Below are 24,094 nucleotides of genomic sequence, written 5' to 3' on the forward strand. Positions count from 1 at the left end.
AAATAGGAATTTGAATGAAGTTAGATCACCTCAATATTCAACAACGACAAGCTGTTAAAGAGATTGATGGCCCAATGATGATCCTTGCTGGTGCAGGGTCTGGAAAGACGAGAACTCTAGTAACGAAGATAGCGTATCTTTTAGAAGAGAAGAATATTTCTCCCTTTCAATTATTGGCCTTAACTTTCTCAAATAAAGCAGCAAAGGAAATGCGTGACCGTGTCGGCCGCGATGTTAGTTGTGATGTTGGGGCACTTCAAGTAACAACATTTCACTCTTTTTGTGCAAGACTTCTAAGAGCAGAGGCCAATTACTTAGGGCTAAGTCGTAATTTTACAATTTACGATACGGCCGAACAAAAGAGTGTGGTTAAAGCAATTTTAAATCGCCGTGGTATCTCTCAAAAGGAAACATCTCCATTTGAAGTAATGTACTTCATTGAGGACTTGAAAAATCACGGTCATTATCCAGATAGAGATATTTCAGATAAAGATTATGAAGTTGAAGATGATGACATCTTCTATGACATGTATCTTGATTATGAGAAAGAGCTTCATAAGGCCAATGCGACTGACTTTGGAGGTTTAATTGGTGGAGTTATTCAACTTTTTGAAAAATTTCCTGAAGTTCTTGAGCGCTATCAGGATCGTTTTCGTTATATCTTAGTGGACGAGTATCAGGATACAAACCGTGCGCAATTTGATCTTGTGACAAAGCTTGCAAAGAAAAGGCGAAATATTTGTGTCGTTGGAGATGAGGATCAATCGATCTACTCTTGGCGTGGAGCAGATATTAGAAATATTTTAGACTTTGAAGAAGTCTATAGCGATGCTCAAATTCTAAAGCTTGAACAAAATTATCGTTCTTCAAAGAATATTATTGAAGCAGCTGGAGCAGTTATTTCCCGGAATACCCAGCGTAAGGGAAAGAGTATGTGGACAGATAATCCGGAAGGAGACTCTATCGACATAATTGAATGTTCTAGTGATCGTGAAGAAGCAGACTTTGTTTCAGAAGAAATCATTAATCTTCATAATGAGCATGGAGCTAGTTATGATGAAATGTCTGTTTTTTATCGTACTAATTCTCAGTCTCGCCAGATTGAAGATGCTTTAAGAAAATCTAATATTCCATACCGAGTTGTTGGTGGAATCAAATTCTATGAAAGAAAAGAGATTAAGGATCTTATTGCTTATATTAGGTTACTTGTTAATGATAAGGACTCGCTTGCTTTAAGTCGTATTATAAACGTACCAACACGTGGTATTGGTGCAACAACCTTAAGAAAAATAGAAGAAGAAGCAATCAAGACAGATAGCTCTCTTTGGGAAGTTGTTAATAGAATTGTTGATAACCCTGAAGATTTTAAACATATTCGTCTATCATCTCGTGTTAAGTCCTCAATGTCACAATTTGTTCACCTAATTACTGAAGCTAAGATAGCTCATGATCAAGGTGAACCACTTGAAACAGTATATGAAAAACTTCTCTACGAGTCGGGATATTGGGAGATGCTAAGAGCATCAAAGGATTATGAGTCTCAGGCGAGAATGGAGAACCTTGAAGAACTAGGTAGTGCTTTTACTCAATTTGAAGACCAGAACCCAGAAAGTCGCTTTGGTACTTTTCTTGAAACGATTACTCTAGATAACTCTGTCGTTGGAAAAGAAGAAGAGAATCAGGGGGAAGTTTCTTTAATGACTATTCACGGGGCCAAAGGTCTTGAATTTGAATACGTCTTTGTTACAGGAGTCGAAGAGACTGTATTTCCTAGTTACCAATCAATGGAAAATGGAGAGGCTGCAATTGAAGAAGAGCGTAGACTTTTCTATGTTGCCATGACTCGTGCCATGAAACATTTGTATATTACATTTGCTCAAGGGCGAATGCTTTTTGGTCAGCTAAGGTTTAATGGTTTTAGTCGCTTTATCCAAGAGATCCCAAACAAATACTATACTTGGAGAAAAATTGGTGGTGGAATCCAGGCCAATGAAAAAGATGATTGGGATGATCTATGTGATCCTGTTTATGATGATGAGCCGGTTTATCGAGTGGATTCATCGGCATCAAAAAAAATGCAAGAAAAGAAGGCCACTTATCCAAAAGGATCAAAAATTGTTCACTCTCTCTATGGTGAAGGTACTGTTTTAGATTGTATTGGGCCAAGTGGGGATGAAAAAGTAACAATTAAGTTTAATGATGGTGCACAGAAGAAGTTTATGGCAAAGTTCGCACCGTTGACTTTAATCTAAATACCATTGGAGGGTATGTGAAAACTAAGTCACCATTAAAAATAATTTTTTTATTTTTAGGAGCCGCTGTATTATTTGCAGCGATTATTCTCTTTGTGGCAAAGAGAAACTTGAAACCAGATGCTATTAGGCAAGTCTTTACTGAGCAATTACAAAAGGCCCTTCCTAATGCACAAGTTTTCACGCAATCTCTTGATTACTCGCTAGGAGTAACTTCTAAGGTAAATATTAGAAAAGTAGAAATACTTTACCCTCATGCTGGAAGAAAGCTTCCTTTAAGTTCATTTGATAATCTACAAGTTGAAGTTCCTTTTTGGACGATGCTTTTAGGTTATGGAACGATTTCCATTAACATTAACAAACCAGAAGTCAGCTATATTGAATTTAAAAAGGGCTCCAATTGGGAAAACTCTTTAGAGAAAAAAGAAGTTGTTAAATTTGGAACAGAAGATAAAGAAAGCAACAAAGCTTCATCAAAAGAAGAAAGTAAGGATAGTAATGACTCGTTTGGAGCATTAGGCTTCTTTGCAAATGCAAGTATCAACTTAAATATCAATGATATTAAGGCAAACTATGCTCTTAGAGATGGTGATCATGGTGAAGTTATTATTAATCGTTTTGCCCTTAGAGATGTCGGTCTAAATACGACAACAACGTTCGAGCTCAAGTCTCGTTTTGACCTGTTAAAAGATAAGCAAAATGCAATGTCTTTTAATCTGGCAATCTTAGGGGAGTCGAAGCTTGATAAGTGGCTTACAGAAAAGAGATTAGACTTTAATGCCGAAGCCTCGATTACAAATATAAAGTCGAATCTATTTATTAAGCCTTTAAATAAAATACTTTTAACGATTAATGGTGGCCTAAAAGATAAGCAGTTCTCATCGGAGTTAGCTGTTGCGCTTGAAGAGCAGCAATTTATGAAATCTAAACTTGATTATGATTTAAAAAATGGAAGACTATTTTTACATAATCTAAATCTCGATACAGATTTTAAAAACTTTATCTCTTACTTTATCGATTTAACGACTCTCGACATTTTAATTAATGATGGAAGACTTAAGGTTGAAGGGAAGCTAAGCAGTCAAAATAATAAGCTCAATCCAAATATTACAACTTCAGTAAATGGAAATGTTGTTGCATATAATATCCCTTTGAAATTAGATGTAAAAAATAATCTTAATAATAAGCAGATTCGTTCTGCAATTGAGGTCAAAGCTTTAGAGGGAAGTGCAAAAATAGGCCAGTCAACACCATATGTACTTGGAGTTGATCGTTTTGATTATTTAAAAACATCTATTGTAAACGTTCATTTAAAAGATGTTGTTATTCCTACACAGATACAAAGCAGACCAAGAGAGGAAGAAAAGAAAAGCTCCGAGACAGATAAAGATGAAAGTGGTGAGACAAGTAGTAAAAAGTCACTATCCAATACTGAAGGAGAAATTTTTACTCAATTTCCACTAAAGTCCAAAGTTCGATTCTCAAATGTCATCTTAGGAGAGTCACCTATAAATGGGCAAATTTCTCTTAGTGTTAATAGGAAACAATTAAAGATCAGATCTAATAAGTTAAAACTTGGAATTGCTCCTTTGATGCTGAGTTATGATTCTCAAATAAAAGAGAATTCAAAAACTTCACAAGTCAAAAGCTCATTTAAGAACGTTGATATTTCAAGCGCTGCACTCTTTATCCCTGAAAATATAATTGATTCAATAGAAGGAAGCGCAAGTGGTGCTATTGATGGAAAGACTAAGGACCAGGAATACGACTTTAATGTTAATTTAAGAGTTAAAGAAGCAAAACTTAATAAAATAAACCTGACAAAGGTCTTAACCAGTTTATTTTCAAAAGTTGAAAAAATAGCCAAAAAGGATTTCCAAATTGATGGGAAAATAAATGAGATATCATTTAAAGGACGTTTTGATGATCGTCTTCATCAAATTCAAGAGTATCGTGTCATTATTGATGATGGCCTTTACGTTCTAAGAGGTAAAGGAAAGATAGACTTTAAAACGACTGGTGAACTACTTGGAGAAGTTGTTATTAATAAACCAGATTTGAAGCATGATCTTGAAAGAGATTATGGTACATCTAGTATTCCTTTTCGTTTAGAGGGAGTTGGTTACCAATTAAGAAATGATTACGAATATACAGTAAAGAAGCTTGCTGAATATGCAGGTAAGAATTTATTAAAGAAAGAATCAGATAAGATTCTTAAAAAGAACAAAAAGAAAGTAAAAGAATTATTTAAAGGTTTATTTCAATGAGTAAAGATTTAATTGGATCAATTGATATTGGTTCAAATTCAACTCTTCTATTAGTTTTAAATACAAAGACGAAAGAAGTCGTTGAAGAAGTTTCAACTATTACGGCACTTGGTAGAGGACTGGATAAAAATGGTGTGTTCCAAGATAAATCTATGGAAGATACATTCCGTGCTTTAAGTGAATATAAAGATAAATGTAAGTCTCTTGGTTGCGAAAAAATAATCGTTACTGCAACAGAGGCCTCTCGAGTTGCCAAAAATGCGCAAGAATTTTTCTCAAGAGTAAAAAGAGAATTAGGTTTAGAGATTCAAATTATTTCTGGTGAAGGTGAGGCTTATTACACTGCATTTGGAATAAATGAAATGATGAAATCAAAATCGAAGATACAACTTATCTTAGATGTGGGTGGAGCTTCAAGTGAGTTAATACTTATTAAGCCAAAACCTTTTGAAATATTAAAAACAGTCTCACTTCCAATTGGATCAGTACGAGTTGATGATTGGATCAAAGACGGGGAACTAAAAAAGAACCTAGATGCTATTTTCGAAAAATATAATGTTGAAGATTATAGTGGTTACGATGTTATTGGAGTAGCTGGAACATTAACTAGCTTAGCTCTTATGTTTTCTGGGGCCAATGAATTTTCAAACGATGCAATTAATAATTTCTCACTAGCACTTGCTGACTTTAATGAGAGTGTGGATCGTATACAACTGGTTGATGCAAAGGCATTAGGAAAGCAGTTTTCTTTCTTAGGAAAAAGGTCTAAGACAATTCAATCTGGAGCGATTTGTTCTCAAACAATCTTAAATAAGATCAATCCAAGAGAAATAAAATTTTCAACTTACGGCCTACGTTATGGAACGGCCATTTCTGGAGCAATAGATGAAACTTACCTCGTATGAATTATCAACTTTAGAGGCCGAGTCTTTGATTTTTAAAGAAGGGCAAAAAGCGGATTATATTGTTCTTGTGAAGTCTGGTACAGTTGTCACTGTAAAAGATCATAATGGACGTCTTGTTCCAACTGGAATTCATAAAAATGGTGACTTTCTTGGAGTTTCAGGTGGAATAAATCGCGGTGTATATGATGAGTCAGCCTTTACTGTTGGTCAGGTGGAGCTTATGCCTATTCCTATTAGTGAGGTTGCAAAAATTATCGATAATAATGAGTTATGGCTTAAGAAAATTATTAATACGACTATTGATCGTTTAGATAGCGCTGTAAATATTCTTGCTGAACATAAGATTTTTGATACTGCTAAAAGTAGTGATTTTTCGTTTGATGATGAAGCAGAGGCCAAGTTTAGGAAGTTAATGAATGCATAAGTTTATAATTGGAATTTTATTCGTCTTTCTTTTAGGCTGTCAGCAAGAAGAGACTAATTGGCAAGGTGGAGTTGATCAAAATAGTAATGGTATCCGTGATGATATCGATACTTGGATAAAAGAGAAAGCAGGGGATTCAAATCGTCTTAAAAAAGCACTTGAAACCCTGGCCAAAGTAAACCCTGCTGATTGTGAGTATTCTGTTAAGGCAAAATGTTTAGAGCAACTTAGTGAAGATGGAATTTTTCTTCAAATCGAGTTGTTGGAGCTACAATTAAATACGAGTGAATTAAGAGAGAAATTCGAGGACAACCTTAAAAATTGTCCCCGTATTGATGATCGAAAAATTAATTATAAGTGTGATTTATAGGCTAAGTCTTCCACGGTTATTAAGAGCAACAATTGTATCAGTAACTCTTTTTCTGGCCCTTTGAATATCTCTTGTTTCGTTTCCACCAAGATTCTTTACAAGGTAAGAGTATGCCTCTTCAGCACTTTCTCTTGGAAGAAGTGTAAGAATTTTCTTCTGAAATGTTTTTTCACACTCTTTAAGTGCAACACCTAGAATTGGGGCCTTAATAAACTTTAGGACTTGTGCTAAATCAATATCATCTAATGAGTAAATAGTATTGAATGTGATACTTTCAGCATATAGCTCTTTGGCCAGCGTAGGATTTCTCATCTGGATATTTTTAAGTAACGTTGCCCTTTCTTCTGCTCCCATAAATTTGAGCATTTCAATAATTTGAGCTTTACCGTTAATGAATACTCCACCATTTTCTTTGCTAGCTTCCATTTAGTTTCCTTTGGGAGATTAAGCCTCTTCCCATTTCATTTTTTCTTTCATGTATTTTTCGCGAGCTTGTTCAAGTGTATCGCGGTGAGACTCTGTCATTTGCGAAATCTGATTGTCATGGGTTTCTTTTAATTCTGCAACCCTTGCTTCATGGGACTTTTTCATATTATTAAGCTCAAGCTCCATGCGCTCTTTTTCTTCTTTAACAAGTTCAGATTGCTTGTCTCTAATTTGTTTTAATTTAAGTTCCGTCTTATTTTCAAGACTACTGATCTCAGTTTCATAGTGTTTATTAAGTCTTTTAATGTCTGCAAGATGCTTTTTCTCAGTCTTTTCATATTCACGATTATTCTCGATCTTCGCCTTCTTTAATTGATGGGCGTGTCTCTTGTATTCTCGTTGCTTGAATCTTTCGAGCTGCTGACGGTTAATTTCTGTAGACATAATATACTCTTCTTTGACTAGGACCTAAAAGCGTCCTAATATATTTTATAAAGGATTTAACCGTAAGTGAATGGAGGCAAATATGTCCTTAAATAAAGGCCGTCGTGTATTTTTAATAGAGGGAAAACGAACACCATTTGGTAAATTTGGTGGCTCATTAAAAGATATTAAGCCTGTGGACCTAGCGGTGTCTGCCACAAATTCACTACTTAGCGAAGTTGGTCTTAAGGCCGAGCTGATTGATCAGGTAATTCTCGGTAATGTCGTCCCTTCGTCAACTGACACTATGTATGGTGGAAGACATTTGGCCTTAAAGGCAGGATGTGATGAAAAGACTCCTGGAATTACTATTAACCGACTATGTGGCTCGGGTATTCAGGCAATTTTAGATGCGACTAGGTTAATTAAATTAGATGAAGCTAATTGTGTACTGGCCGGTGGAACTGAGAATATGTCGATGGTTCCTCATCTAACATATGGTGCACGTTTTGGTACGAAATACGGATCACTTAAGAATGTGGATATGCTACTCGATGCCCTAACTGACCAACATGCAGGTTGCCCAATGGGGATAACGGCAGAAAACCTTGGTGGGAAATATGAAGTATCTAGAGCTGATTGTGATGAATTCTCACTACTTTCTCACCAAAGAGCAGCTGATGCCTATAACGATGGACACTTACAAAAAGAAATATGTGAAGTCGAAATCAGAAAGGGAAGTGTTTCAAAAGATGAACACTTAAGAGCTGATGCGTCTTTGGCCGATATGAATAAACTGCGTTCAACTTTTGTAAAAGATGGCCTAGTTACTGCTGGTTCTGCATCCGGAATTGTCGATGGTGCTGCTGTGGCCTTAGTTGCTAGTGAAGACTTTGTAAAAGAGCATGGTTTAAAACCTATTGCAGAAATTATTGATGGTACAGTCGTTGGAGTTGATCCGACAATTATGGGAATTGGCCCAGCTCCAGCAATTAATCAAATCTTAGAAAATAATAAAATGGAACAATCACAGATTGATCTATTTGAAATTAATGAAGCTTTTGCTGCACAAACATTAGCTTGTTTAAAAGAACTTTCATTAGATGTGAGTAAAGTAAATATCTGGGGGGGAGCAATTGCACTAGGACATCCTCTTGCTGCTTCTGGAACTAGAATTACAACAACACTTGCACATCAATTAAAAACTGAAAATAAAGAGTACGGTATTGCAAGTGCATGTATTGGTGGTGGCCAAGGAATTGGTATCCTTATCAAAAGAGTATAGATGAATAAGGTAAGTGAAGAATTAAAATTCTTTCATAATGATTATGTAGCTTTTCGTGACTGGCTTTGTCTCGATATTCAAAATGTAACGTGGCAAGGTAAGTACCGTGAGGATTTTGAAAGATTTTGGCAGGCTTTCTTTGATGAGGACTTAACCTTATTTCAAATCTCTAAGCGCTTCACTTATTTAATCGAAAATATAAATGTAGGTCCTCTAGAATCATGGTTCATTTGGCTTAGAGATAAGTTTAATTGCTATGTTTTTATTTCACGTGGAATTACAATTGAAGAGCTTGCACAAAACCTTCACCAAAATGAAAGAGATATTGCAATTCTTTTAAGAAGCTTCTTTGTTGAAGTTTTTCCTGAACATGAAGAGTATATAAACCGTAACTTTACAATTAACGATATCCTTTCAAGCAATAAATCTACAACAGTTCAGAAGTTAGTCGATGATCTCGGCGTGGATCTCACTTTTTCAGGAAGTCATAACCATGAAATTCTAACCTCAATGGAGGTAACACTTTATCAAGAGTGGGTATACTTTGTTAGAAAGATGGAAAAAGACTTTAAAGTTAGAAATTTTAATCTTTCACGTATTAAGTTAAGAGATAACTTAAGTTCAAAAATTCAAACCATGGCACAGATATTTGCCTTTGTCGGTATTGCTATTTTTCTTGTTTGGGCCATTGAGTATGCGAATAAAACTTATGAAAGTTATCTAGCGGATAAAATTAGTGTATATGAACCACAGTTTCGTTGGGAAAATGAAGGTTTAAAATTCACAGAAGAAACAATCGCTGATCAAGAACAGATTGCACAATTTGAATTAGATATTAAAGATATTGAAAATGTTGATGATTCAGAAAACTTTCTTGGTGAAACATTAGAAGACGAAGAACGTGATGAAGTTGAATCAGAAGTTGTTCTAACATCAATTGATACACTTCCAAGAGATATCTCGTCTGCTGATCGCGAGCAGTCGTCTTTTGAAGAAGATATTAAAGGTGGTGGTTATCGTGATTCTCGCTACGGTAATACAAAAGTATATCGAGTGATGATGAACTCTGCTGATACTGATGAAACTCGTCGAAGATTATCAAGACTTTTAGATCTATATAAAGTTACACAAGTCGATAACGTAAAGCCTGGCCTCGCTGTTCCTGGTGGTTTTTATTACAACCTCTATGTTCCTAGATCTCACTTAAAAGATTTCATGGCACAAGTTAAAGGTGATGATGCTGTTGTTATTTATGAATCTCGTACAAGAACACGTCGTAATCCACCTGGTAAAAATAAGGTATTTATTTGGCTTAAGACAATCTAGCTGTCTATATTTCGATAACTTTCCCATTGTTACAACACGCGTTTAAAAGTTGCCCAAAGGCAAGTTTTAATGCGAAGTTGATTCGAGGACTTTTAAGTTGAATTACAGGACTATGAATTGGATACTACATTTGCCCATCTGGAATGCTAAACAACGTCTTTACTTCACGAAGTAGTTGGTGAGTCTGACCAAGGAACCACCATTGCCTAACAAACCCAATCAGCATTGAGGCAATAAACCCATACGCAACACCTGAGTGAGTTGTTTTTTCCACCATATTAGTGTCATGGGCACCACCTAGGAAAAATGCAATCATTCCTAGAATGATCATGAGCATTGTCCAAGGAATAGTTTGTCTCTTGGCCAGGTCGGCTTTATGAACATAGCGTTTAACTTTATCTTTATATGGAGTTAGGTCTGCCGGTGCGTCATCAAATAGCTCGTGTAGATTTTTTTCACTCGTAATAATCAGATTGATATTATTAACAAGTCTCGAAACACCAATGAAATAGAACATTACGAATGCTTGTGCGAAGATTGTATAAAGGTAGGCTGGAATGGCCAACTTTATGTGACTGATACCTACATCAATAAATCCTAGTGCTACGCAAGTAGTTAGGCCGATTGCGGCAACCATGATAACGATCAGTCCTCTTAATAGATAGGCCATAATTTCACCTTTTATAATTGTCAACTATACTCTAATTTGCTAATTCTTATTTCATATTTAATAAAACATTTACTATAAGGCAATTTCTTCGTGAGCGAGAAAAATCAAAATAATAAACTAGATAAAAAACTTCTTGAAAGTAATCCGGTAATGGGCTCTTTAATGGTGCCTATTGCAATCGTATTAGTTGGAGCATTAATTATTTTTGGTGTGACTAAAATGCTTTCAAATGATCACTCTTATAAAGATCTTGTCCATGAGATGAAGTCGAAAACCTTTGGTAATAAGTGGATTGCAGCACTAGAGCTTTCAAAAGTTATTTCTGCTGGAGCAATTGAAGAAGAAGATATTCCTTGGGTTGTAGAAAATCTAAAAGATGTTTATCGAACTAGTGTTGATCCAAGAACTCGTGACTTTGTTGTTGTGGCAATTGGGGCCCTTGGTAATGAAGGGGGACTTCCTGTACTTGAAAGTGCCTTAAAAGATAAAAATCATCCTGAAATTAATTTTCATGCAATGGTGGCACTGTCAAAAATGCCTAAGGGTATTTTGTTTAACTGGGATCTCGTAAAGTCTTTTTTAGGACGAGATGATGCGGCGCTAACTCAGGTGACGATACTGACTCTTGCTACTCACGAAGTGAAAGATACAGAAAATTTATTTGTTGATCAGCTTAAAAGTGAGCTCGGTTTCACTGTTAGATATGCCGCAGCTACAGCATTAATCGCGTATAAGAACGATGAAGCGAAAAAAACGATCAATGAGATTTTAATGCTAAATGATGAGTCTTTAGGCAAAAGATTAACTGTACAGGAGATCCGTGGCCTTAAATACAATGTACTCACTGCGTTGAAAAAGTACGGTTGGAACGAAATGTCGCCAAGCGTTGAAAAAATGATAAATATTGAGAAGGATATAAAAGTTGTCAGCCTTGCAAAGGAAGTTTTAAATTCGTTGAAATAGTGATAACATCCTTCAAAGAATAAATTGAATTTGCAGTAACTTATGAATCACAATTTGAGTCATTGCGACTTAAATTAGTGCATTTTTGAATAAATAAGAAATAGAGGTTTCTAAAAATGTCTGAAAAAAAACAGCTAAACCGAAGAGAGTTCTTTAGCTTTGTAACTGTTGGTTGGGTTGCGTTTACTTCTGCAATCGCAGGTTTCTTAACATTAGCTTTTCGCTATACTTACCCGAACGTTAACTTTGAACCAGAAATGGACTTCGTTGCCGGAAGACCTAACGATTACGAAGAAGGCGTTGATGAGCGTTGGAAGAACGGTTACGGTGTTTGGATTGTTAAAATGGAAGGGCGATTATTTGCACTTTCAAATATCTGTACGCACCTTGGTTGTGTACCAAACTGGTTACCTGCTGAATTAAAATTTAAGTGTCCATGCCACGGTTCTGGTTATTACCAAAATGGTATTAACTTCGAAGGGCCAGCTCCAAGACCACTTGAAAGATATAAAATTTCACTGAATGCTGAAGGGAAAATCATCGTCGATAAAACTAAGATCTTCCGTTATGAAAAAGGTCAGTGGGATAACCCTCAAAGTTTTTTAAAGGTTTAATTTAGTAAAATATATAGGAAGGAATAACAATGGCTAAAAGAGGTGTTGTTGATTACATTAGAGAGACTCAAGTCTGGAAATCAATCTTTAGACACGGTCCTCCGACAAACGCAAGAAATAGAGCAGCAGTAGTTGCTGGTAACGTGTTTTTACACTTACACCCAATCAAACTTAAGAAATCAGGGGTTCAGCTTGGTTATACTTGGTGTATGGGTGGACTTACTTTCTTTATTTTCTTAGCACTTACTGTAACTGGTGTACTTTTAATGTTCTATTACAGACCAACTGCTGAGTACGCATATAACGATATTATCGCACTTAAAGAGCACGTACCTTTAGGGATTATGCGTGAGATTCACAGATGGGGTGCCCACGCCATGGTTATTACTGTGTGGTTACACATGTTCCGAGTCTTTATGACTGGTTCATATAAACCACCTAGAGAGTTCAACTGGGGTGTTGGTGTTATTCTTTTAGTATTAACTCTTCTTCTATCGTTCACTGGGTATCTTCTACCTTGGGATCAGTTAGCGATTTGGGCGATTGCCGTTGGTTCAAACATGGCCAAAGCAACTCCATTCCTAGGGCATGGTGGTCCAGGTGCAGCGCTAGCGCAAATTGGTGACTTCGTAATGGTTTCTGATAAAAACGACGTTCGTTTCCAGCTTCTAGCAGGACGTTTCGTTGGAGAGCCAGCACTACTGAGATTTTATATTCTTCACTGTGTATTCATTCCACTTGTTGTAGGTGTTCTAATTGCAGTTCACTTCTGGCGTGTAAGAAAAGACGGTGGGATTTCAGCACCACTTTAGAAAGTATATTTTGAGAGAAAGGGATATATAAATGAAAGAACTTATCAACTGGCTAGCCGATCCGATTAGATCATTCCCGATTGTGTCGGTCTTATTCTTCTTCATGATGAAATATTATCGTGTTGTTGGAAGTAAAAAGTTTGCTAAATGGTCGTTAATCGCAGCTGCACCAATTACGGTTTGGTTTTGTATGGATGCGAACTTTAGAGCAATTATTCTTTGGCCAGATAACATTCCTATTAACATTATTATTGTTCTTATTGCTTGGCTTACTTGGTATGCACTTTATAGAGCTGCTGAGAATGATAAGAGAATTGAAAACGGTGAGTGTCCAATTGAAGCACTTCCAGAAAATAGAGAAAAAGTATGGGTATGGCCTAACTTAGTTTTCACTGAACTTATGTGTATGATCGGTTGTACAATTTTCTTAGTTGTATGGGCGATTGTTTTCAAGGCACCTCTTGAGGAACCTGCAAATACTACTTGGGCACCAAACCCTGCTAAAGCACCTTGGTACTTCCTTGGTCTACAAGAAATGCTTGTATATTTTGATCCTTGGATGGCAGGGGTTGTACTTCCTGGACTTATTCTAGTTGGACTTATTGCAATTCCATATATTGATACGAACCCTAAAGGTAATGGTTATTTCACAATTAAAGAAAGACCAATTGCTATGTGGGGATTCCTTTACGGTTGGATTGTTCTTTGGATGTATCTAATTATCGTTGGTACTTTCTTACGTGGTCCAAACTGGACATTCTATGGTCCATTTGAGTACTGGGACTTCCATAAAGTTGTTTCTGAGTACAACGTTAACCTTTCAGAGTTTGTGTGGCTTAAGTGGCTAAATACACCAATGCCTTCTAACATTATCCTTAGAGAGATTGTGGGGATTATCCTAACTCTTGTTTACTGTTGTGTACTTCCAGTTGCAATTGCTAAGTCAAAGTACGGGAAGAAGATTATCGAAAACACTGGTCAGATTAGATATTATATTTTCATTATTCTAGTACTAGGTATGACATCTCTACCAATTAAGATGGTTCTGAGATGGCTATTTAGTCTGAAGTATATTATCGCTCTGCCTGAGTGGGAACTTAACCTGTAAGAAAGAAGAAGTAATAAAGGGTATATAAAAATGTCAAAGAAACATGAGCCAGGCATGGCCTATGATATGAAAAAACTGAATAAGATCTTCGCGATCTTTTCACTAGTTCTTTTGGTCACTGTGATTTGGGTTTTTCTCGATGATTACTTAAGACCTTGGAAAGCTATTCAAGTCGAAGCAATGAAGATCGAAAAAGAGAAGATTGCTAAAGACATTGCTGAAGAAGAAGCAAAGATTTCAAAAGAAAAACTTGAGATCTTAGAAAGAGAACTTGAAGTAGCTAAGAAAGCAGTTGCTGAAAAAGAAAAAACAATTGCTGAAGTAAATGAACAACTTCATAAAATTGAAAAAGAGATTAAGAAAGAACAGATTGTTAATGGTCGTCTTAACTCTGACGTTGCTGCCTTAGCATTTAATTATGGTGTTGCTCATGCTGAGCACGCTCCAAATGCTGGTGAGTTATATTCAAAACTTCAGGAAAAGAAGAAGTTATTTGCTGCATCTACAGATCGCAAGAAAGAACTTCAAGCAAGTGAAAAAGCTCTTAAGAGAAAAGCTGCTTCTTTTAATTCAGATATTGAATCAATTAAGAAGCAGATCAATAGCATCGTAGGACGTAAAGAACTTCTTAAGAAAGCTGAAGCTAGAAAAGAAGTAACTCCTATTTTCGCTTTAAGAAACTTACCATTTATCGACTTTATGGACCCAACAGTTAAGGTTCAACAAGTTGTACTTGAAAACATTACAGATGATCGTTTCTTTCAACAGGTTCCTAAAGTTGACCGTTGTATGACTTGTCACACATTTATTGATAAGCCTGGTTACGAGAATCAACCAAACCCACATAAGACACACCCTAACTTAGACTTAATGGTTGGTGCACAAGGTAAGCACCCAATGAAGAAGTTTGGATGTACAGCTTGTCACGGTGGTGAAGGTCATAGAGTTAATGACTTCAATGCAGCAGCTCATATGCCTGCTACAGAAGAGCAAAAACAAGAGTGGATTGCTAAGTATAATTGGCATGAGCCACACAAAGTCCCAATCGTTCAGTTTAGACGTGGTGACTATGAAGCTGGTTGTGTTAAATGTCACTCAGATGTTCAATATATTCCACAAGCAACGACTCTTAATGAAGGACGTCGTAACCTTGAAAAATTTGGTTGTTATGCTTGTCACAAAATTGAAGGTTGGGAGCATAAGAGAAAACCAGGTCCAAGTTTAGAGAAGATTGCAGCGAAAGTTGATAAAGAATTCTTTAAAAATTGGGTATGGGAACCAAAGGCATTCAATAAGCATGCAAAAATGCCTCAGTTCTTCCAAAATGATAATAACTCAACACCAGAGTTTACAAAGAAGAATATTGCAGAAGTAAATGCAATGGCCGAACTTATCTATGAGCAATCAGAGAGTTACAAGCCATTCATGAAATACACTGGTGGTAATAAAGAACGTGGTAAAGAACTTGTTGGTTCTGTTGGATGTTTATCTTGTCACGGCGCTAAGGACTTCCCACTTGAGTCTCAAAAAATTGATGCTCATAAAGGGCCATATTTAGATGGAATCGGTTCTAAGATTAAAGATGCTAACTGGATGGTTTCATGGCTTAAAAAACCAAGCCACTTCCAACCAGATACAATCATGCCTTCTTTCAGACTTACTGATAGAGAAGCAAATGATATTACTGCTTACTTAATGAGCTTAAAGAATGAAAAATTTGAAAAGCTTAAGTTTGCAAAAATGGATAAAGAAGCAAGAGATGAAATGCTTGTTACTTACTTCTCAGCGTTTGACACTGTAGAAGTTGCAAAAGCAAAACTTGCGACAATGAGTGATCATGAAAGAACAATGGAACTTGGTCGTCGTTCAGTTGGTAAGTACGGTTGTTACTCTTGTCACAGCATTAAAGGATTTGATGGAAGAGCTCCTATTGGTCCTGAATTAAGTAAAATTGGTTCTAAGCCTCTAACTCAATTTGGTTTCTCTCATGAGAAAGTTGAGCACTCTAGAGAAGCTTGGATTAAGGCACACTTACTAAACCCAAGAAGATGGGATAACGGTGTTGATAAGCCATTCAAAGATCTTTTAAGAATGCCTCAATTCCACATGAAAGAAGAAGAGGCCGCAACAATTACAACTGCTCTAATTGGTATGGTTGATCAAAAAATCCCACTTAAGGGTGTTAAGAGATACGATGCTGATGAAACTGTTGTTAACGAAGGTATGAAAGTTGCTGTTAAATACAACTGTATTGGATGTCACCAGATTGATGGACGATTTGGAGATATGCTAGAGATTTACGATGATGTAAATGCTGCACCTCCAAGACTTGTTGAGCAAGGACATCGTGTACAAGCTGATTGGTTCCATTACTTCTTAGGAAATGTTTATCCAATTAGACCTTTTGTTGATGTAAGAATGCCTTCTTTTGATCTTACTGATGAAGAAAAAGAAAAGCTTGTTGATATGTTCCGTGTAAAAGCTGATCAACCTTTCTTTGATAAGAATGAGAAAGTTGTTTGGGAAAGCAAGGAAGAAAGACGTGCTGCAGTTAAGTTATTTAATGACCTTGCTTGTACATCTTGTCACACTCAAGGATTCAATAATGATGAAGCACTAGCTCCAGATCTTCGCTACGCTAAGAGAAGACTTAGAAAGAGCTGGATTAAGAAATGGCTAAGAGGACCAGACCAAATTATGCCTGGTACAACAATGCCTTCTTTCTGGCCTGAAGGTATGGCAGCTGATCCAGATCTTCTTGATGGAGATGCTGAAAGACAAATTGAAGCTGTTACTAAATACGTTTTAGAATTAGGAAGTGACTTTTACTCACCAGAGCACAAGAAGCAGAGTAAATAGGTAAAGGGAGTTAACAAATGGCAGGACATGCTAATACAAAAGATTTAGTTCATGATGGTGTAATTGCTTACCCTGATGATCCACAATTCGGTAAGGCCAGCCCTAATAAACTTGGTATGTGGCTGTTTCTTGGAACAGATGCCATGTCGTTTTCAGGTCTACTAATTGCTTATGCTGTACTTCGTGCAACTAAGCATTGGCCAAATCCTGTTGAAGCACTTGGTGGTGTTCACCTTTCAGGGATTATGACATTTATTCTTATTTGTTCTTCTGTTTCAATGGTTATGGCAATTGATGCTGTAAAAATGAGACAACCTAAGCAAATTAGAAATTGGCTTCTAGCAACGATTATTGGTGGAGTTATCTTTCTTGGTATTCAGGCATATGAGTATGTTCACTTAATGACTGATATGGGAATGACTTTCTCAACATATGAGCACGGAAATAACCTGTTCTCATCAACATTCTTTGCTATTACTGGTTTCCACGGTCTTCACGTACTTTCTGGGGTTATTTACCTAATTTATATGTATGTACTAGCACTTAGAGGTCGCTTTGATAAAGGTGATTATGGACTACTTGAAGTTTGTGGTCTTTTCTGGCACTTTGTTGACCTTGTTTGGATTCTAGTATTCACGTTCATTTACTTAATTTAATAGAATATATGTAAAAAGGGCCCCAGTTAATCTGGGGCCTTTTTGTTTTTGGCCAAAATATTAGACGAAATCAATCGAAAAGAGTATAAGGTCAAGTATATGAAAGCATTTATCGTTCCCTTACTTATACTAATAGTCGTTCTATTTTCTGATTATGTGATGGCATGTCCAGGCTGTGCTGGTTCGATGGATAATCCAAAAGATGCTCGTCTCGTGTGGATTTTAGTTATATTTATTGGGCTAATTTATATTCCATTTTTTATTCTCTATAAAACGATTTACAAATATCGCAAAAATTCAAAAGTTGCTATTGCCAATGAAGAAGAATAACAGCAACTTCATTTATACACTTCTATTTATTTTAAGCGGCTTTATTGCGCTTTTTCTTGTTTGGTTTATTTATTTCAAACCAGAAGCGGCCGTAAAGTTGTGGTGGGTAGATCATCTTCCACTTGTAAACGCTATCTTAAATACAATTTCGGCGACATTACTTTGTATGGGGTATTACTTTGTAAAAACAAAGAGGGTTTCCCTTCATATAAAGAGTATGTCAGGTGCGACCGTAACATCAGCACTTTTTCTGATTTCATATCTACTTTATCATCACTATCATGGTGATACGAAATTCATCGCACAGGGAATGGTAAGGCCAATTTACTTTGCAATTCTCATCTCTCACGTACTTCTGAGTATTGTGATGTTACCAATGATTTTAATCACTCTTTGGAACGCTTTTTCTGGAAATTTTTTAAGTCATAGAAAATGGGCAAAGTGGACTTTACCCATTTGGCTTTATGTTTCAGTAACAGGTGTTCTTATTTTTATTTTCCTAAAGTATCTGAATTTTTAGTCGTTCTACGTTTTTCAATATCAAGTCGTGATTTTGGAAGAACCACTTCATGTGGGGCAACTAGAACTTTTTCACCAATAACGGTGTCACCAAAGATCGATGCTTTCAGTCCTACTGTTGCACCTCTTTTTATTACTGTCGGAGCAATAACGAGATAACCTGCTTGCGCGTAGTGAGCAAAAATTGTAGCAGAGCCACCAATTGTTACATAGTCTTCAAGAGTGATGAGGCCAGGATCAGATATATTTGTTGTATTGATGACACAATTTTTTCCTATTTTCATTCCCATCATTCGATAGAAGAGAATAATAATTGGAGTCGCTTGCCAAAAGTCTAAAACAGTATAACGAACAAGTTGAGTTAAGGCATTGTGATAGTACCAAGGAAGAGTTTCAAGAGAGATCCAACTTCCTTTAAACGGCTTCATCTTTAATGGATAGAGCCAATTGAAGAAGGGAACAATAAAGATCAACGTTATAGTATATGCCCCGTATGACATCACAAAAGCAAGGGACATGGAAAGGCCTTGTACAAGGATATTACTATTGGCAACCATGGCATATGTTTCAGTAAGAAATATATAGCCCGGAGTTAATGCAAGTGTAATACAAATTACATAAGTAATTGCCGGAGGTAACATTGCCACGACATATCCAATGGCATTACTTTTTCTAAAGATATTCTCAAAAAACCTCGCAATTCCCTTTTTGTCAGATGCGCCTGAGCCAAGTTCTTCATGGCTCTTTTTTTCTTTTGTACTCATTAATCAACCTATTTGATATTATTAATAATATTTGTAGCCCTTATTATATCATCAATATCTTGGTAAATGCTAAAGCCAAACCTTAAAATATTTTGTCGGTAATCAGTTTCAATACTTTCTTTTCTCAGTTTTTGAGCAAAAGATTCACATTCTTTAGAGTTTGGAAACTCAAAAGCCAGGAAGTGGCCCCTTGTATCCATTGGGATAAGGTTCTTAGATAGATCAGTATCAGAAATACGATTGAGAAACTCATTCATATTTGTTTTTACGTGATTATGAATTTGTTCTACTGAAATATTCTCTTCTTTCCAAAGTTGTAAAACTGCATTCATTCGATAAAGGGCAGAGAAGTCCATTGTGGATCCTGCAAAACGAAACCCTTCATTGCTAAAAGGAACCTCATTTTCTTTGTAGTTTGTTAGTTCTCCCATTTGAGCAAACCAGCCAGTATTCTTGGGTTTAAGTTTCGTGTTTCTTGGTGAAATTAAGAAACAAGATCCTTCTCCTGAACCACAATATTTATAACCGCCGGCCATATAGAAAATTCGATCCTCAATGGCCGATAAGTCAGTCGGTAATGCCATGAATCCATGGTAGGCATCGATAACGATGGGGGCTTTGGTTTTAATTTCGTTAATAAACTCCGTTAAATCTGGAATTGCATAACCAGAATTAAAGAAGACATGACTAATAAAAATTAGGTCGTATTTATTAGAGTTTGCTTCTTTGATGAAGTCATTTATGAAAGAGTTATCTCTTGTATTTTTTATTTTCGTAACTGATACAATATTTTCTTCTGCAAGCCTATTGATCTGTCGGTCAAATGAATAAAACTCACTATCTGTTGTTAGGATTTTTGCTCCATTAGGAAAACAAGATAATAAGCGATATGTCAGTTCATGTGTGTTAGGTGCAAATGTAATTTGCTCTGGACTTGATATGTTTAATATTTCAGCTAATCTCGTTTGAAGCTCGCGAAATGTGTTTGAGAAAAATTCTCCCCATTTATGGTCTGCGTACTTTGCACTGTCATCCCAATACTGAATCTGTGCCTCTCGCGTGACGTTTGGCCAGTAATGATGTGAATGTGCTGCAAAGTGAAGCTTTCCCTCGTTTGCTTTTAGAAATTTTGAAAAGTATTTCTTATACATTCTAGTCCTTATAATTAAAGTTCATTTCGTCTCGCAGTTCCTGTGGAAGACTTGGCCTTTGAGATCTTGGAATTAAAAATGTTGAAAGATTAAATAAATCAATGAATGACCTGTTATTTTCAGCGGCATCTCTTAAGTATTGATGTCCAGATGATCCACCTGTTCCAATCTTAGTTCCTAGCATTCTGTGGGCCATTAATGCGTGCTTATATCTCCACGTTGTAAAATTCTCATCAATATCCATAAGGTGGGAAAGTATTGTATATGGAAGAGTTAGAATCGGCTCATCTCGATAGAGAAGCACAAATAAAGCATTAAGAGTTGCTTTTTGTGAGAGTCTACGCTTGCCCTCTTTGACAAGATTGGCATATTTCTCTTCATTAAATAGAGTATCAAAAGTTTCTCTCGTACTTTGTAGATTTGCTTTTTGAATCTCAAGTGCTTTAGGAGTCATATTTGCAACATTACTAAAAATCGTAATTTCATCCCCACAGAGCATATCTTCTACGCAAGCTTGGTATTCTTTCCAAAAATCAAAATCTTCTTTAAAAGTAAATGGCATTCTTTCTAGCCATTTTTCAAGAGCTGAAAATAAAGTGTCTTCTTTTTCAATTTTTAAAAGTCTTTCTTGATCTTGTTTATTTAATCGACCAAGAAAGTATTCTCGATCCACTTCCTTACGGTCACTTGTTGATAACCCAAGTAAAATCTCAATTTCTCTAAACTGAACACTTTGAAAACCAGAAGCTGGAACAAGAAGCTCTCTAAACTCAAGGAAGTCCATCGGAGTCATTGTTTCCATGACTTCTAATTGACCAAGTAGTAATGTTTGAATCTTTTTAATTCTTTCTAATCGAGAAGATACCGTTGAAAGTACTGACTCTTGAACTTTTTCAACTGAGAAAATTTTCTTTATTGAGTTGAGCTCGTGTAGAATCTGTTTAAACCATAATTCATATACTTGATGCACTAGTATAAATAGTGTTTCATCGTGGGCCTCGTCACCATATTTTTTTGACAGAGGATTTTGAGTATCGAGTAATTTATTTAATTCTAAATAGTCACCGTAATAGACAGGTCCTTGATTTTTGTGCATATTGACTCCTATAGAGAAATACTATCCTATCCCATCGAAATTGGAAATTATTGATAGCTAATGTTGGGTAAAGAAGTTGTAAAAGTAGAAGACATAATGATGGATAAGAATCGATTTAAAAAGTTTTTGCCTATAGTCATAATCACCGTTTTTACATTGATTTTCATTGGAGGAATGGTTCGTAGTACTGGTGCAGGTATGGGATGCCCTGATTGGCCGACCTGTTTTGGAAAAGTCATTCCACCTACTAGTGTTGATCAACTTCCTGATGATTATCGTACACGTTTTTCTAAACCAGGACGAATTGTTGCAGTTTTTAATCCTGTACATACTTGGACGGAATACTTCAACCGTATGGCCGGAGTTTGGACTGGTATCGCTTCAATTATTTTATTCGTCTTATCTTTTGCCTATAAGAAGGATAATAAGAAAGTTGTCTGGCTTGCAGGACTTTCCTTATTCTTAGTTGTTTTAAATGGAGGAGTCGGAGCAATGGTTGTCCGCTCTCATCTTCATCCAAATGTCATCACTGTTCATATGCTACTGACAATCTTTCTAACCTTTGCTTTGGCACAGCTGAAATATGAAACTAAGCCAATTTCATTTGAACGAAATTATAATGTTGATAAGTACAAAGATTATTTATGGGTTTTAGTTACTTTTCTCGTAATCCAGGTTGTCCTAGGGACACAGGTAAGAGAGCAGATTGATGTGATCACAAATACTGAGCCAAATTTAGCACGTACTAATTGGCTTGAGAGACTTGATATGATTTTTTATATCCATCGCTCATTCTCGATTCTAATACTTTTAGGCTTCTCATATACTCTGCGAAGAATTATGCAGGAATTTCAAGACCATGCATTTGTCCAAAGAAAGTGTATTTCTATCATGTTAACGCTGATAGGAGTGGTTGCTGCGGGTGTAATTTTAGCATACTTAGCATTTCCGGCCGTAGCTCAGCCTATACACCTACTCTTTGCAATCTTACTCACATACTTTATATATGAGTTAATCGTAATTTTAAAAAAAGCAAAACAGGTGAGTGTATAAGTGTTTCGTACTTTGGCCTTTATCAATATTGTTCTGACTTTAGGGCTAATTGTTATTGGTGGGCTCGTTAGTGCAGACTTTACTGGTTTAGAGTGTACTTCTTGGCCTATTTGTTATGCACCAACTGTTGATAAGGCTTCAATATATCCGATTCTCCATAGAATTTTTGCTGGAATCATCATTATTTTAAATACGATTCTTTTTATAAAAAAACCAAAAGAGAGAGCAGTTCGTTTAGGTTTATTCCTACTTATTCTTCAGTCACTTCTTGGTGGTATAAATTTTATCTATAAGTTACCTACATTAGTTAGTGTTTTTCACTTAATGCTAAGTTTTGCATATATTGCAATATTTGCTCAGCTATTTGTTCCTGATATTGAAAAAATCAGTGAAAAAATTGTCAGTTATAATCCCAAAGCTAAAGACTTTGTTTTTGTAATGCTCCTAATTGCATTGGTACAATTTTTCTTTGGCGGTGTAATTCACCAAACAGCAACAAAAGATGTTTGTGGTATGGGTGAGAATATTAATATTCTTTGTAATACAGCAAATGGTATTAAGTTTTGGCCTAGTACTGTAGCGGCCCAAATTCACTCGCTACATAAGTATCTAGGGATACTTTTCTTACTTACATTAATTGTTTATCTATTTAGTATTATTAAGACTGCACTGAGTCTCCATGGGAGAGCTTTTAAGCAATTTTCATTTTTAAGTTCAAGTTTAGTTATCTTATTTTTAATCCATTTATTTAATGCAAAGAGATTGTTCTTATTAACTGATACGACTTACTTCCAAGTTCTTCACTTGTTATTGGCCGTACTAATAAGTTTAAACTTAATCTTTTTATTTCAATGGTTTAAAAAGTTCGAAGAAGTAAATCTTGGTGGATACCAGCATACATTTGCAAGTGATATGTTAAGTCTCACGAAGCCTAGGCTTGGCTTATTAGTCGTATCGACAATCATTTCTGGAATCTTGTTAACTGGTGAGTATATCGACTTTTTCTATCTAGTTAATGCACTAGTTTTTTCAATTTTAATTGTAATGTCGGCCACGACTATTAATTGCTATATGGAAATTGATGTTGATGCCAATATGGTTAGAACTAAAAATCGGGCGCTACCTGCTGGAAGAGTAAAGCCGATTTATGCTCTTATTCAGGGATGGATTTTATTTATAGTTGGTTTTCTCGCAACGTACTTTTTTGTTAATACTGCGACGGCATTGCTCGGTGCGTTGGCATTTTTTTCTTACCTATATGTGTATACACCTATGAAAAGAAAGAGTCCTGCCGCGTTATTTGTAGGGGCATTACCGGGAGCAATTCCACCAGTTATGGGCCGCACAATTGTCACTGGTGAGATTGATGGCCTTGCCATTTTACTCTTTACAATTTTATTTATTTGGCAGATCCCACACTTCATGGCCATCTCAATCTATCATAAACAAGACTATGCTGAAGGTGATATTAAGGTCTATCCTCACTTCTATTCAATTACTAAGATGAAGATCTGTATTGCTGTTTGGACATTTTTGTTAGCACTATCTGCTGTCAGCGGATACTTTTTCGATCTCAATTCAAAGAACTTTTTTATAGCTTCGATAATTGTTAATGGATTATTTTTTGCTCAAAGTTTGCAAAGTTTTTTCATTGATGACGAGGAGAGTTATGTGGCTTGGGCCCGACAATATTTTTGGGGTTCTATAATCTATTTACCTCTCTTGTTATCCTTGATGATTTTCCTTAGCTAAATCGTGGAAAATGTTATAAAAAAGGGTTAAAATTTAGCAATTCAATTTAATTAGGTATTTCAATAGAAG

The 24,094-nt window shown here is 36.0% G+C and carries 23 protein-coding genes; 17 read left to right on the forward strand and 6 right to left on the reverse strand.

Annotated elements, in window-relative coordinates; all coding sequences use genetic code 11:
* Positions 1–14: 14 nt before the first annotated feature.
* From DAY19_RS05655 to DAY19_RS05675, 5 genes are read left to right on the forward strand one after another with little or no spacing between them, the layout of a single operon-like run.
* Entirely contained in the window at positions 15–2,252 is a 2,238-nt protein-coding gene (locus DAY19_RS05655; RefSeq protein ID WP_114706194.1) for an ATP-dependent helicase, read from the forward strand.
* Positions 2,253–2,269: 17 nt separating this feature from the next.
* Positions 2,270–4,519 carry an AsmA family protein gene (locus DAY19_RS05660; RefSeq protein ID WP_114706195.1) on the forward strand — a complete coding sequence of 750 codons (2,250 nt, stop codon included), beginning with the start codon at positions 2,270–2,272 and terminating at the stop codon, positions 4,517–4,519.
* Positions 4,516–5,424 carry a Ppx/GppA phosphatase family protein gene (locus tag DAY19_RS05665; RefSeq protein ID WP_114706196.1) on the forward strand — a complete coding sequence of 303 codons (909 nt, stop codon included), beginning with the start codon at positions 4,516–4,518 and terminating at the stop codon, positions 5,422–5,424. The genes DAY19_RS05660 and DAY19_RS05665 overlap by 4 nt, the downstream gene beginning before the upstream one ends.
* The gene (locus DAY19_RS05670) at positions 5,405–5,848 is read left to right on the forward strand and encodes a Crp/Fnr family transcriptional regulator (RefSeq protein ID WP_114706197.1); all 444 of its coding nucleotides are present in this window, start codon (positions 5,405–5,407) and stop codon (positions 5,846–5,848) included. The genes DAY19_RS05665 and DAY19_RS05670 overlap by 20 nt, the downstream gene beginning before the upstream one ends.
* Positions 5,841–6,218 (forward strand): hypothetical protein, encoded by a 378-nt coding sequence (locus DAY19_RS05675; RefSeq protein WP_114706198.1) that lies wholly within the window; start codon positions 5,841–5,843, stop codon positions 6,216–6,218. Before DAY19_RS05670 ends, DAY19_RS05675 begins: the two co-directional genes overlap by 8 nt.
* Here DAY19_RS05675 and DAY19_RS05680 read toward each other — a convergent pair.
* Complete coding sequence (locus DAY19_RS05680) at positions 6,213–6,644, reverse strand: FliG C-terminal domain-containing protein (protein ID WP_114706199.1); 432 nt, start codon at positions 6,642–6,644, stop codon at positions 6,213–6,215. The two genes, DAY19_RS05675 and DAY19_RS05680, sit on opposite strands and share 6 nt — an antisense overlap.
* An 18-nt stretch (positions 6,645–6,662) precedes the next feature.
* The gene (locus DAY19_RS05685) at positions 6,663–7,088 is read right to left on the reverse strand and encodes a hypothetical protein (protein ID WP_114706200.1); all 426 of its coding nucleotides are present in this window, start codon (positions 7,086–7,088) and stop codon (positions 6,663–6,665) included.
* Between the two features lie 82 nt (positions 7,089–7,170).
* On the opposite strand from DAY19_RS05685, the gene DAY19_RS05690 reads away from it, so the two are divergent.
* Positions 7,171–8,352, forward strand: coding sequence for a thiolase family protein (locus DAY19_RS05690; RefSeq protein WP_114706201.1), 1,182 nt, complete (start codon positions 7,171–7,173; stop codon positions 8,350–8,352).
* Positions 8,353–9,678, forward strand: a complete 1,326-nt coding sequence (locus tag DAY19_RS05695) for a hypothetical protein (RefSeq protein ID WP_114706202.1) — start codon at positions 8,353–8,355, stop codon at positions 9,676–9,678.
* Between the two features lie 124 nt (positions 9,679–9,802).
* Here the strand turns inward: DAY19_RS05695 and DAY19_RS05700 are convergent, their stop codons facing one another.
* A complete protein-coding gene (locus DAY19_RS05700) occupies positions 9,803–10,348 on the reverse strand; it encodes a hypothetical protein (RefSeq protein ID WP_133296893.1) in 546 nt (181 codons plus the stop codon).
* A 90-nt stretch (positions 10,349–10,438) separates the two neighbouring features.
* Here DAY19_RS05700 and DAY19_RS05705 point away from each other — a divergent pair, with 90 nt between their 5' ends.
* The 8 genes from DAY19_RS05705 (at position 10,439) to DAY19_RS05740 (ending at position 18,210) form a co-directional block, all read left to right on the forward strand.
* Positions 10,439–11,311: a HEAT repeat domain-containing protein gene (locus DAY19_RS05705; protein WP_114706204.1), complete on the forward strand. Its 873-nt coding sequence runs from the start codon at positions 10,439–10,441 to the stop codon at positions 11,309–11,311.
* Between the two features lie 116 nt (positions 11,312–11,427).
* The gene (locus DAY19_RS05710; protein WP_114706205.1) at positions 11,428–11,925 is read left to right on the forward strand and encodes a QcrA and Rieske domain-containing protein; all 498 of its coding nucleotides are present in this window, start codon (positions 11,428–11,430) and stop codon (positions 11,923–11,925) included.
* A gap of 29 nt (positions 11,926–11,954) precedes the next feature.
* Positions 11,955–12,737, forward strand: coding sequence for a cytochrome b N-terminal domain-containing protein (locus DAY19_RS05715; protein ID WP_103218399.1), 783 nt, complete (start codon positions 11,955–11,957; stop codon positions 12,735–12,737).
* 31 nt (positions 12,738–12,768) lie between these two features.
* Positions 12,769–13,845, forward strand: a complete 1,077-nt coding sequence (locus tag DAY19_RS05720) for a cytochrome b family protein (RefSeq protein WP_199506616.1) — start codon at positions 12,769–12,771, stop codon at positions 13,843–13,845.
* A gap of 30 nt (positions 13,846–13,875) precedes the next feature.
* On the forward strand, positions 13,876–16,704 hold the full coding sequence (locus DAY19_RS05725) for a c-type cytochrome (RefSeq protein ID WP_114706206.1): 2,829 nt from the start codon (positions 13,876–13,878) through the stop codon (positions 16,702–16,704).
* Positions 16,705–16,721: 17 nt separating this feature from the next.
* Positions 16,722–17,360, forward strand: a complete 639-nt coding sequence (locus DAY19_RS05730) for a cytochrome c oxidase subunit 3 (protein WP_199506617.1) — start codon at positions 16,722–16,724, stop codon at positions 17,358–17,360.
* Positions 17,361–17,408: 48 nt separating this feature from the next.
* Positions 17,409–17,690 (forward strand): hypothetical protein, encoded by a 282-nt coding sequence (locus DAY19_RS05735; RefSeq protein WP_133296894.1) that lies wholly within the window; start codon positions 17,409–17,411, stop codon positions 17,688–17,690.
* Entirely contained in the window at positions 17,677–18,210 is a 534-nt protein-coding gene (locus DAY19_RS05740; protein ID WP_114706208.1) for a DUF420 domain-containing protein, read from the forward strand. The genes DAY19_RS05735 and DAY19_RS05740 overlap by 14 nt, the downstream gene beginning before the upstream one ends.
* Here the strand turns inward: DAY19_RS05740 and DAY19_RS05745 are convergent.
* From DAY19_RS05745 to DAY19_RS05755, 3 genes are read right to left on the reverse strand one after another with little or no spacing between them, the layout of a single operon-like run.
* Positions 18,182–18,973: a hypothetical protein gene (locus DAY19_RS05745; protein ID WP_114706209.1), complete on the reverse strand. Its 792-nt coding sequence runs from the start codon at positions 18,971–18,973 to the stop codon at positions 18,182–18,184. The genes DAY19_RS05740 and DAY19_RS05745 overlap by 29 nt on opposite strands.
* An 8-nt stretch (positions 18,974–18,981) precedes the next feature.
* Entirely contained in the window at positions 18,982–20,124 is a 1,143-nt protein-coding gene (locus tag DAY19_RS05750) for an aminotransferase class V-fold PLP-dependent enzyme (protein WP_114706210.1), read from the reverse strand.
* 1 nt (position 20,125) lies between these two features.
* Positions 20,126–21,220: a tryptophan 2,3-dioxygenase family protein gene (locus tag DAY19_RS05755; protein WP_114706211.1), complete on the reverse strand. Its 1,095-nt coding sequence runs from the start codon at positions 21,218–21,220 to the stop codon at positions 20,126–20,128.
* Between the two features lie 60 nt (positions 21,221–21,280).
* Here DAY19_RS05755 and DAY19_RS05760 point away from each other — a divergent pair, with 60 nt between their 5' ends.
* Positions 21,281–22,273 carry a COX15/CtaA family protein gene (locus DAY19_RS05760; protein ID WP_114706212.1) on the forward strand — a complete coding sequence of 331 codons (993 nt, stop codon included), beginning with the start codon at positions 21,281–21,283 and terminating at the stop codon, positions 22,271–22,273.
* Positions 22,274–24,025: a heme o synthase gene (gene cyoE / locus DAY19_RS05765; protein WP_114706213.1), complete on the forward strand. Its 1,752-nt coding sequence runs from the start codon at positions 22,274–22,276 to the stop codon at positions 24,023–24,025.
* The last annotated feature ends 69 nt before the right edge of the window (positions 24,026–24,094 follow it).

The organism is Halobacteriovorax vibrionivorans, assembly GCF_003346865.1.
In the GTDB taxonomy this organism is placed as follows: Bacteria; Bdellovibrionota; Bacteriovoracia; order Bacteriovoracales; family Bacteriovoracaceae; genus Halobacteriovorax_A; species Halobacteriovorax_A vibrionivorans.

Coding starts and splice junctions, on each gene's coding strand:
- DAY19_RS05725 (WP_114706206.1), top strand. CDS start 13,876: ATGTCAAAGAAACATGAGCCAGGCATGGCCTATGATATGAAAAAACTG.
- DAY19_RS05690 (WP_114706201.1), top strand. CDS start 7,171: ATGTCCTTAAATAAAGGCCGTCGTGTATTTTTAATAGAGGGAAAACGA.
- DAY19_RS05760 (WP_114706212.1), top strand. CDS start 21,281: ATGTTGGGTAAAGAAGTTGTAAAAGTAGAAGACATAATGATGGATAAG.
- DAY19_RS05670 (WP_114706197.1), top strand. CDS start 5,405: ATGAAACTTACCTCGTATGAATTATCAACTTTAGAGGCCGAGTCTTTG.
- DAY19_RS05720 (WP_199506616.1), top strand. CDS start 12,769: ATGAAAGAACTTATCAACTGGCTAGCCGATCCGATTAGATCATTCCCG.
- DAY19_RS05740 (WP_114706208.1), top strand. CDS start 17,677: ATGAAGAAGAATAACAGCAACTTCATTTATACACTTCTATTTATTTTA.
- DAY19_RS05675 (WP_114706198.1), top strand. CDS start 5,841: ATGCATAAGTTTATAATTGGAATTTTATTCGTCTTTCTTTTAGGCTGT.
- DAY19_RS05715 (WP_103218399.1), top strand. CDS start 11,955: ATGGCTAAAAGAGGTGTTGTTGATTACATTAGAGAGACTCAAGTCTGG.
- DAY19_RS05695 (WP_114706202.1), top strand. CDS start 8,353: ATGAATAAGGTAAGTGAAGAATTAAAATTCTTTCATAATGATTATGTA.
- DAY19_RS05680 (WP_114706199.1), bottom strand. CDS start 6,644: ATGGAAGCTAGCAAAGAAAATGGTGGAGTATTCATTAACGGTAAAGCT.
- DAY19_RS05685 (WP_114706200.1), bottom strand. CDS start 7,088: ATGTCTACAGAAATTAACCGTCAGCAGCTCGAAAGATTCAAGCAACGA.
- DAY19_RS05730 (WP_199506617.1), top strand. CDS start 16,722: ATGGCAGGACATGCTAATACAAAAGATTTAGTTCATGATGGTGTAATT.
- DAY19_RS05755 (WP_114706211.1), bottom strand. CDS start 21,220: ATGCACAAAAATCAAGGACCTGTCTATTACGGTGACTATTTAGAATTA.
- DAY19_RS05700 (WP_133296893.1), bottom strand. CDS start 10,348: ATGGCCTATCTATTAAGAGGACTGATCGTTATCATGGTTGCCGCAATC.
- DAY19_RS05750 (WP_114706210.1), bottom strand. CDS start 20,124: ATGTATAAGAAATACTTTTCAAAATTTCTAAAAGCAAACGAGGGAAAG.
- DAY19_RS05710 (WP_114706205.1), top strand. CDS start 11,428: ATGTCTGAAAAAAAACAGCTAAACCGAAGAGAGTTCTTTAGCTTTGTA.
- DAY19_RS05655 (WP_114706194.1), top strand. CDS start 15: ATGAAGTTAGATCACCTCAATATTCAACAACGACAAGCTGTTAAAGAG.
- DAY19_RS05665 (WP_114706196.1), top strand. CDS start 4,516: ATGAGTAAAGATTTAATTGGATCAATTGATATTGGTTCAAATTCAACT.
- DAY19_RS05745 (WP_114706209.1), bottom strand. CDS start 18,973: ATGAGTACAAAAGAAAAAAAGAGCCATGAAGAACTTGGCTCAGGCGCA.